Origin of the sequence: Desulfotomaculum copahuensis (assembly GCF_001655685.1) — a bacterium.
In the GTDB taxonomy this organism is placed as follows: Bacteria; Bacillota; Desulfotomaculia; order Desulfotomaculales; family Desulfovirgulaceae; genus Desulfotomaculum_G; species Desulfotomaculum_G copahuensis.
On the sequence record NZ_LYVF01000195.1, the window covers coordinates 1 to 9,379 of the forward strand.

Consider the following 9,379-nt stretch of genomic DNA (forward strand, 5'->3'; position numbering starts at 1 on the left):
TTTATCACCCATATTTACCCTGTTTACCATATATAGACGAGCCAAATACGAAATAAGTTCCAAAATTCATCGTCAACCGTCACACCTGGACGACATCAATCCCGACGCCATTCACGGATCATAGCCATAAAGGCGCGAAAATAAACCCCTGATTTCTCTGGCCTGCCCGGCGGCTTTTACCGAAAGCTCCGAAATCAGTTCGCGCTCCGGCATGCCCTCCGGAAAATCATCAAGACAATCAGCATAGGCGATTATAAGAGCATGCAGACGCTGCAGGCAGCTTAAAATGCGCTGGCGTTTCAAGGCACTCACCCCCCGTCTAAACACGCCAGACAAAACAACCCTTCTAACCTATAAAGAGTAAACAGGAGGCTTTTTTAACAACCCCCTGTTCCAAAAAAACTTTTTCTTTACACTTTATCCGCTAATCCATATAGTTCCAGGTAACCACATCCTCCCGGTTGTAGCCCGGGTTTTTGCATACCTCCCTGATCACCAACCGGCTCGCTTGCTCCGGTCTGACCAGACCATATGCCCGGCCAGCCGGTTCCTTATACCGCTCCCGGACGTCCTTCCGCCGGCAACCAAGCACATCAGCCGTTCCGGGACCCACTTCTGCATCAACTCACGCTCACACCGTCCACTAATGATTTTCCGCTCCCGTTTCTGCTAGCGTTCCAGCACCGGCACTTCCGGGATCCGTCCGTTACCCACATGCTCCCGGTATTCCGCAATCCTCCGAAATAAAAAAATTTTCATAAAACTAACAGGAACAAAATATCTTTCCCATACGTCTAATTTACAGGGAGAAAGAAAACTATCAAGGAGGCTTCCGTACCCCATGAGAAAAAATAGGAAATGGGGATTACTTGTTCCACTGGTTCTTACTGTTCTAATAGTAATTATTAGTGCTTCTGCATGTTCAAATATGTCCACAATATCCAGTTTTCCCGTAATTGTTTATGCCCCAATGGGCAATAAAACAGTTTGGGCTTATACCGAAATAAAACAAGCGCCTTCCCAAAATATAGAATTTCCAATTGAGCCAACTTCGATTTTTATATCAAACGGAAGATATCTTAGCACTAATAATGCAAAACTATTAATTCAACTTCCACTATACCATAAACCCACTTCTATTCATTTTAAGAACAAAATTCCAGAACCAAAATTATCTTTAGAACAATATTCAAAAGAGATAATACCCAACCAAGAACTAGTCACCGTAATGAAACTAAATACAACCAATGACTGGGTGGTAATAGAAGAAAACCTTCAAGCAAAAAATCAGAACCAAGGAAATGTTGACTTAATAGCTGTTAACATAAAAACCAAACAACAACGAAAAATAGGCGGTGGAAGCATGGAGGGTGGGATGCAATTTGATTATACCGTTAAGAATGGCTATGTGTTATGGATAACAGAAGCATTAAGTGTTTATAGCAATATAAGTATCATGAATCTCGACACTGGCAAAACAGAAAATTTAAATAACTTACATCATTTATCTATAAGTAATGTAGATATATTTAAAGGCTATATTCTGGTAAATGGCAAAAAAATAAGCTTAACTATTTAATAATTAAGGACATATTTAGGCTTTCAAAGAAAGCCTAAATATGTCCTAAGCATTAACAACCGAGGTCACGTCAAAGTCCCTTTTCATTACCATATGCAGTAGCAGGTAGCGATAGAATCTCTATATATCTTGGCATAAGAGCGACTTTGACGTTACTGTGCATTAACAACAAGAGGGATAGGATGTTGTTGTATCAATATAGTCATAATCATAAAAATAGTTCAATATACGTTCGTATAGTGTTTGGCCAGCCCAATTAGAACCAGAACAACACGAGGTACCTGTTCCATTTGAACAATAGCAGTAATCGGTCCTCGCCCATCCACTAGATCCTAGCGCAGCACAAGCTGGTTTTTGATCACCTATGATAGTAGTACCAGCACCTGGTACACAACAACAATAATTATTAGAATTTGGGATAGTAAAAGAACCACTGCTAAAAGCATCTGCAACTAATTTAGCGTAAGTCTTCCCAGAACCGCTATGATCATAGTTGTTTTTTGCAAACGCAATATACCCATCAGTAACTCCTTGACATAAATCGGAATATTGTTTTGATGGACAACCACCAGATTTGCTACCAGTATTACCAGGATTATTACATGGAGAGCAAATATCTTGCTGACCCCAACCACTTTCAACTGACCACTGGGCTAATATTAATGAAACCGGCCATTTTAATTGATAGCTTGCATAACGAGCAAATTCCACATATTTACTTATAAAATCTGATGGAGATAATGAAGCACAAGTATACGTTTTTGAACAACTCATAGAAATTAGCCTCCTTAAAAAATCCTTAATTACTGAGTACTTACACTTATCCCTTAAATAACCTTTTCACCCAAAGTCGTTAGAAGCTACCTATCCTGGTTAAAGCTCTACTTGCCGGTAGGCTCGTCCAGGACAAAACGCTTCCTCAACCTGTTCAACGCGCGCTCCTTTACCTTGTGCACCGCCTGTTGCGACATCCCTAACTGGAAACGCTTTTCTGAATGGATACCAAAAAGGGAACCAGTGATGATATAAGCAGGGACCAGGAAACTGGCACCCTTTTTTGTTATCGCTACTTTATTTGGGGACCGGAAAAGGAACCAGGGGAATAAAGGGGAATAGAGAAAGAAAAGGATGCGAAAAAAGACCATATGGCAGCTAGCACCTGCCACATGGTCTTAAAACTTAAACCCAAAAACAATATGAATATAACACTGGTTCAGGCGGAATGCAAGCCTTTTGAGACAATTTTTTGTCCACTGTCTCCCGGAGAATTCGATAAACTTCGCCAAGCAGGCATTGTGGCGAAGAAAAAACGGATTTATCACATAGAGCTGTATTACCGGGACATCCAGGTGGAGTGCCCTGTCCAGATGGAAGGGAAGAAACCTGCCGGTATTATGCTCCCCGCCTGGAAACTTCCCTACCGCAAATATCCCGTCTTTGTCTATCTGCATGCCATTGTCCTGTATCTCAGCGGCGAAAGTATGAGAGCAGCCGCCCGGAAAACCGGCGAAAAGTACGGAGTACCCAAATTCAGTCATTCCACCATCAGCCGGACGCTGAACGCGCTGACGCTCAAGATAGATGAACTAGCTGCCATCAGTCAGTTAAAATCAGAATTGCCACAAGCCCAAGAGACAACAGATTACGCAACAGCAACCGCCATGTCCGGCCAGCCTTCCCTGGTTGTGCGCCCCCGCTGGACTGATTCGCGCAAACAAGCCGCGCCATATTTATTCACCATACTCGCCCCACTTTTTTCGTCTCCGGAATCCGGAAGTAAACTGGCTTACCGGTATTTTACCCAATACGGCCGTTTTTTGTTATGAAGGCATTGGAAAATTGCGGGTTTGCCGTATCCATGCACCACCCTTTCTGATACGCTGGGGCCATGGAAGGAGGGCTTTGGTTTATGCATAGAGCGGAACGACTCATCACACAGATAGAAACGGCCTGCGTAAAAGACAATCAGGTACTGTCCCTGTCGGTAAACCGGCAGGATGTAGAGCGCTGTATCCGGATTATCCGGGAGTATGGACTGCTCACGCTCCCGGTGGTAGGAAACTTGCCGGACGGCACCCGCCTGGTGCTGTCCGGAGAATGCGAGTTTCTCGCCCTCCGGGAGATGGGCGTCAGAACTGTGGAGACGGTGGCAGTCCCTGTTTGGGAGGAACAGGACAGCAGCAGGCTTTCCCTGCTCCTGACATCGTTGCGTAAAAACCCCAATGCGCTTAGTGAAGGCCTGCTGGTCGCACAGTTGCTTAAAACAGGGCAGTATACCCAGTCGCAAGTGGGCGAAATGCTGGGCAAGTCGGTCAGTTGGGTAAACAAGCGGGTTAGCCTGATCACCAGGCTCCACCCGGCGGTGCGGGAACTGGTGACCATGAGGCAGCTCTGCCCGTACAGCGCCCAGGAAATCGCGCGCCTGCCGGAAAAAATCCAACATGCTTTTGCCACAAAAGTAGTACAGGAAGGACTGCCCAAATCCGCCGTGGAGGTTCTGGTGGAAACCTACAACAAAGAAGGGTGCCCGGACTCGTTCAAAGAACAGATGCTGGAGCAACCCCGTCACGCTTTGGGAAAAGTGGCGGATATCCGTAAGGTAAAAGCCATTAGAAACAACCACAAAGAAAAGGATGTGCCACCCTCCGGTCAAGCCATACGCAATGATCTTGTCCTGCTGCTGCGCTGTATCTCAGATGCCCAGCGGCAGCTGGGCGGCCTGGACCATCCGGTGCTGCTGCAACAACACAGTCTTCTGGCCCGAAGCCGGGACGCCTGTATCCGGTTTGCCTCCCTGTTGGACGCTCACCTGGAAGTTTTGGATTTTTCCCCGGGGAAAACCGGAAAGGAAGTGGCAGTCCATGACCATTGACTGGGATACATACCGGAAGGTCCGACAGCTGTTTCTGGTGGAAAAGCAAAGTATGCGCGCCATTTCCAGGCAACTGCACATGAGCCGGAAAACTGTTCGCAAGTATTGCCACGGGGGCGTTTTGCCCGATGTGCGCAAGGTAATGGAACGTCCCGCCCCGCTGTTCCGGGAGGTTGAAAGCGATATCATCCGATTGCTGGAAGAAAACAAGACACTTCCCCAAAAACAGCGTCTGAATGCCAGAAACATTTGGGAATACCTGCAGAGCGAAAAGGGCATCGCCATTTCCCAGTCCACCGTACGCCAAACGGCCATGATTTTTTGAGCACAACCCACAAATGAAAATGTTGCTAATTTTTTCTTTCATGGCATAATTGGATCAGGCAAGGGAAAAAGGCCGGCGTACTATTTGGTGGTATGCTAACCCCGTGCCCTAACTTGACCCCACAACCTTCGAGCACATCCCACTGTCGCACCCCCTTCGGGTAGCACGTATATTAAATTTTGCTCTACTCGGGTTGTGGTCACCTTGCACCTTGCCATATTTTGATAGCGGAGGTGCCGATAAGACCATGGAAGCCGTTTTAGAATGCTGTTGTGGGTTGGATGTACATCGTGATACTGTAGTCGCCTGTATTCTCAAAGGTCCATTAAAAGGCAAGCCGGAATCAATGATAAAAACCTTTTCGGCCATGCCTGACGGTTTAAAAGAATTGCGTCTGTGGTTGGAAAGCCAGTCATGCCGTTTTGCCGCCATGGAAAGTACCGGAGTTTACTGGCAACCGGTATACAATGAGTTGGAAACGGCTTTTGATGGCAGTATGGTTTTGCTTTTAGTCAATGCCAGGCATATGAAAAACGTCCCTGGCCGAAAAACCGATATCAAAGATGCTGAATGGATCGCTCAACTCCTTCGTGCCGGGCTTTTGAAGGGCAGCTTTATACCTGCTAAACCGACACGTGAACTAAAAGAATTGACCCGTTACCGTAAAAGCCTGGTTGAAGAGTCATCAGCACAAAAGAACCGCATAGAAAAGTTACTACAGGGCGCTGGTATAAAGTTATCCACATTCCTTTCTGATGTATTCGGCATTTCTGGACGCAATATTCTGGAATATCTCTCATTACATGGAGAGTTCCCAGCTCATCTGCTTAAAGATTTTTTAAAGGGCCGCCTTAAAGCTAAAGAGGATGATGTAAAGCGGGCACTTCAAAGCAAGTTATCACCTCACCAGCAAAAACTATTGCAAATGCAACTACGGCATTTGTATCAAATTGAAGATAACATCGGTATGCTGGAGGCTGAAATTGAATGCAAGCTTCGTTTGTTTAGCGAACAATTAAAGCTGATTGCCAGCATACCAGGAATTAACCTAAACGCTGCTGCGGCCATTATTGGTGAGATCGGTACAGATTTGTCCCCTTTTCCTGACGCCGAACATTTTACCTCTTGGGCTGGCTTGAGTCCGGGTAACCATGAAAGCGCAGGAAAAAAAAGTCCACCCGTATCACCAAAGGCAATCGCTATATCAAAAGGATCCTTTGTGAAGTTGCCTGGGTTGTCACCAGAATGCGTAAAACATCTCTGTCCAGCTGGTACTGGAAAGTCCGGCAGCGGCGAGGACCACAAAAAGCCTTGATAGCATTAGCCCGGAAAATCCTTACTATCATTTATGCCGTTTTAAAAAGTGGAACCGAATACCGCGAAGAGGAAATTGCCATGCGTCAAAGTCTCCAAACAGAACGCCGGAAAAAAGCGTTAATCAAGGAATTGGCCAGGCTAGGCGTTAATATCTCCGCGTAAAACAAGGCTACGTTTTAAACACTTGTTTGTTCTTCTGTAAGCGGTTAAGGCTTGCCGGGCATATTATTGCCTTTAGAGGAAATATTTTCATATTATATGTACGGAAACTGCGGGAACGCCATCCGGAAGTGTTCCTGCCCTTGGAGCATGAGCCCGGGGAGGCCATGCAGTTCGACTGGGGCGACATGAGCGCGGTCATCGCGGGCGACAAAATTACGGTATCCGTCTTTTGTGCCGTCCTCCCGCACAGCGGAGCTCTCTGCGCTTTCGTATACCCGGACAAAAGCACCCTGTCATTTTTACATGGACATATCCAGGCCTTTGAATTCTTTGGCGGCGTTGCCCGCCGTTGTGTTTATGATAATCTCAAGACGGCCGTGAAGAAAGGCAGCGGCAAAAATGCTGTAAAGCAGGATAGCTTTATCCGGCTGGAAGCCCATTACGGGTTTGGGGCAGTATTTTGCAACGTGGCCGCCGGCTGGGAGAAATCAAACGTTGAAAATGCCGTGGCCATTATCCGGCGTATCGCCTTTACTCCCATGCCCCGGATGGACAGTTACCAATCACTGCAAGACCATGTCACCAACCGTTGCCTTCATTATGCAAAACGCATACCATTTTAGGCCATGGACACAGCATCCGGGATTCTCTGGAGCAAGAGCGGCAGGAACTGCTACCCCTGCCGGAGATCCGGCTGGACACCGGGGCTACATCCACTGCCCTGGTGCATCCCGACCTGACCGTGCGTCACGAGGGCACCCGGTATTCCGTTCCCCGCCACCTGGTTGGAAAAGAGGTCACACTCTGCCTTTCTCCCTTTCATCTCACGGTCTTTTACAGGGGCCGGGAAGTAGCCAGGCATGACCGTGCCATGAAAAAACAGGACCACCGCTATTTGCTGGAGCACTATCTGGAGATCTTGGACCGTAAGCCCCGGGCGGTAGAACAGGCCATCCCGGTGAAACATGGGATCATGCCTGAAGAATGTAAGGAGTTCCTGCGGCTGTGCCGGGAGCCGGAGGCAAAACAGCAATTGGTGCAGGTCCTGCTGCTGGGCTCTCAGGTGGAACGGACCAGGCTTCTGTGGGCAATCCAGCAGGCCAACAATACCCGCAATCCAAACCTGTCTCTGGTAAAGCTATATCTGGAACTGGAGGAACCCGGGCCGCCAAGGGACGAGCTGGAAGTCCGGCACAAAAGCTTAACCGCCTATGACGACCTGCTCCAGGAAGGGGATTCAAGGCATGACTCAGAATGAATCCGAGATCACCCGGCTGGCCCATAAGATGAAATGGACCGTGTTAGAAAACTACAAAAAGCACGTAAAAGCCGATAGTAGCTTTGAGGAGAACCTGCTGACCCTGCTTCGCCTGGAAAATGAACAGCGTGACAAGGCGCTCCTCCGGCGCCGGGTCAAGCAGGCTGGATTTCCTGTAATCAAGACCCTTGACACCTTTGAATTCAACCAGACCATGCTGCCTCATCTCAAACAGGAGCAGGTACTGGAATTGGCGCTGTGTGATTTCATCCGCAACCGCACTAATATTGTTGCCATTGGCAATAGTGGCACCGGCAAGACTCACATTGTGACCGCTCTTGGCATGGAGGCCATCCGGAAAGGTTACTCCGTGCGATTCCGGCGCGCCTGTGATCTGGCAACCCAACTGGCGGAGGCACAGTCGGAAAAACACCTGTCCCGCATGCTTAAAGCACTTCACCATTGTCAACTTCTCATCGTGGACGAGCTCGGATATATGACGCTGGATCAGAAAAACTCCAACTTGCTGTTCCAGGTCTTGGCCGGACGGTATGAGGTGCGAAGTACCATTGTCACCAGCAATCTCGAATTCTCCAAGTGGCCGGAGTTCATACTTGACTTTGAAACTTTTTAATCAATAATCCCCGAAAATCAATGGTTCTGGGGCAATAACAGAAGACGTACCACTACACCCTTCCCTCTCAAAAGAGCGAAGGGGTATGGTGGGAATTTGACATATGACCGTTTTGGTTTGTGATGCCGTTTTCTCTGTTTTTGATTTCGGCTATTTGCAACGATGGCCGGATGCCAAGCGCCTTGAAGGCTTCATATGCCTTGCCGGCCAGTTCGGTACGGCAGAGAAACTTTTCATCGCCGATGCTAAGCTCAACCGCTTTTAGCTGTTGCAGGTCCCTAAGCAAATAAATGTATTCCACCTTGATATTTTTCTCGACCAGCTTTCTTTGCAGGGCCGATTCCAGCACCAGCGCCAGGAAGCAGACCATGATGTGACCGCGTACCCGGCTGTCTTTCCAGTGGAAAACCGGCCGCAGATCCAGGCTGGATTTCATTTTCCGGAAGGCCCGCTCCACCCGCCAGAGGTCTTTGTAAGCCAGGGCGGCTTCTTCGGTGCTCATTTGGGTGTTGGTGCGCAGGACATACTTGCCGTCAAAACGGGCTTCTTGTTGCATGGCCTCATGGTCGATACCGACCACGGCTTCTTTGTTGAGCAAGAGGTATTTACGGTAACCCCGGTTGCCGACCAGTGACTTGATGCCGCCGCTTTTAAGTTGTTCTGCCAGCTTCCTGGCCATCTCATCACGAGCGTGCTTGTCATATTCGGCCTGTACCGGATTATAGCAGACAATATAGCGGTCGGCGTCATGCCAGACTTCCTTGACTTTCAGGTTTTCTTTGACTGTCCGGTAACGGCCGCCCGTTTTGAGCACCGCACCGACGTCTTTGATCTTGCGCATGCGCATGCCGACAATGTATTCGATGCGGTCTTTGTCCAGGTCGTCCAGGATGTCCTTGCTCACCATGCCCCGGTCACCGACGAAGATGACCCGGGTCAGGTTGAAGCGCTGGCGCACTTTGGCGATAATCTGCCGGAAGGTAGCAGCGTCAGATGTATTGCCGGGGAATACTTCATGGGCAATAGGTATGCCGACTCTGGTCATTACCACGCCAATCATAACCTGGATTCTGTCCGGGCGGTGATCCTTGGAGTAACCGTAACGGCCCAGTTCAACCGGTCCCCTGCCTTCAAAGTAAGTTGAGGTGGTGTCCCAAAATACCATATCCACATCCAGGTCAAACAGGTCTCTGGTATTTTCAAAAAGATCGAGTTCAATTTTTTCTTTGTAT

The 9,379-nt window shown here is 48.2% G+C and carries 11 protein-coding genes and 1 pseudogene; 8 read left to right on the forward strand and 4 right to left on the reverse strand.

The features are described 5' to 3' along the window. Window positions 1-111: 111 nt before the first annotated feature. Both A6M21_RS16445 and A6M21_RS16450 read right to left on the reverse strand, forming a co-directional pair. Window positions 112-303, reverse strand: a complete 192-nt coding sequence (locus tag A6M21_RS16445) for a hypothetical protein (protein WP_066671325.1) — start codon at window positions 301-303, stop codon at window positions 112-114. Between the two features lie 121 nt (window positions 304-424). Further along, a complete protein-coding gene (locus A6M21_RS16450; protein WP_066671337.1) occupies window positions 425-613 on the reverse strand; it encodes a hypothetical protein in 189 nt (62 codons plus the stop codon). 228 nt (window positions 614-841) lie between these two features. Between A6M21_RS16450 and A6M21_RS18535 the strand changes: the two genes are divergently transcribed. Beyond that, the gene (locus tag A6M21_RS18535) at window positions 842-1,579 is read left to right on the forward strand and encodes a hypothetical protein (RefSeq protein ID WP_151191993.1); all 738 of its coding nucleotides are present in this window, start codon (window positions 842-844) and stop codon (window positions 1,577-1,579) included. A gap of 162 nt (window positions 1,580-1,741) precedes the next feature. Here the strand turns inward: A6M21_RS18535 and A6M21_RS18120 are convergent, their stop codons facing one another. Further along, on the reverse strand, window positions 1,742-2,353 hold the full coding sequence (locus tag A6M21_RS18120; RefSeq protein ID WP_078060822.1) for a glucosaminidase domain-containing protein: 612 nt from the start codon (window positions 2,351-2,353) through the stop codon (window positions 1,742-1,744). Window positions 2,354-2,724: 371 nt separating this feature from the next. On the opposite strand from A6M21_RS18120, the gene A6M21_RS16470 reads away from it, so the two are divergent. From A6M21_RS16470 to istB, 7 genes and pseudogenes are all read left to right on the forward strand, one after another. After that, window positions 2,725-3,405, forward strand: a complete 681-nt coding sequence (locus A6M21_RS16470) for a hypothetical protein (RefSeq protein ID WP_066671354.1) — start codon at window positions 2,725-2,727, stop codon at window positions 3,403-3,405. A gap of 83 nt (window positions 3,406-3,488) precedes the next feature. Continuing rightward, a complete protein-coding gene (locus tag A6M21_RS16475) occupies window positions 3,489-4,451 on the forward strand; it encodes a ParB/RepB/Spo0J family partition protein (RefSeq protein ID WP_066671356.1) in 963 nt (320 codons plus the stop codon). Beyond that, window positions 4,441-4,776 carry a hypothetical protein gene (locus A6M21_RS16480; protein WP_066671358.1) on the forward strand — a complete coding sequence of 112 codons (336 nt, stop codon included), beginning with the start codon at window positions 4,441-4,443 and terminating at the stop codon, window positions 4,774-4,776. The genes A6M21_RS16475 and A6M21_RS16480 overlap by 11 nt, the downstream gene beginning before the upstream one ends. A gap of 247 nt (window positions 4,777-5,023) precedes the next feature. Then, window positions 5,024-6,255, forward strand: a pseudogene (locus A6M21_RS16485) (IS110 family RNA-guided transposase). Window positions 6,256-6,383: 128 nt separating this feature from the next. Continuing rightward, entirely contained in the window at window positions 6,384-6,878 is a 495-nt protein-coding gene (gene istA / locus A6M21_RS19185; RefSeq protein WP_242868895.1) for an IS21 family transposase, read from the forward strand. Beyond that, entirely contained in the window at window positions 6,845-7,513 is a 669-nt protein-coding gene (locus A6M21_RS19190) for a Mu transposase domain-containing protein (RefSeq protein ID WP_066671363.1), read from the forward strand. Before istA ends, A6M21_RS19190 begins: the two co-directional genes overlap by 34 nt. Further along, window positions 7,500-8,147, forward strand: a complete 648-nt coding sequence (istB, locus tag A6M21_RS16500) for an IS21-like element helper ATPase IstB (protein WP_242868896.1) — start codon at window positions 7,500-7,502, stop codon at window positions 8,145-8,147. The genes A6M21_RS19190 and istB overlap by 14 nt, the downstream gene beginning before the upstream one ends. Before the next feature lie 67 nt (window positions 8,148-8,214). Here istB and A6M21_RS16505 read toward each other — a convergent pair. Then, the coding region (locus tag A6M21_RS16505) for an IS1634 family transposase (protein ID WP_066671365.1) at window positions 8,215-9,379 on the reverse strand (1,165 nt) is incomplete at its 5' end.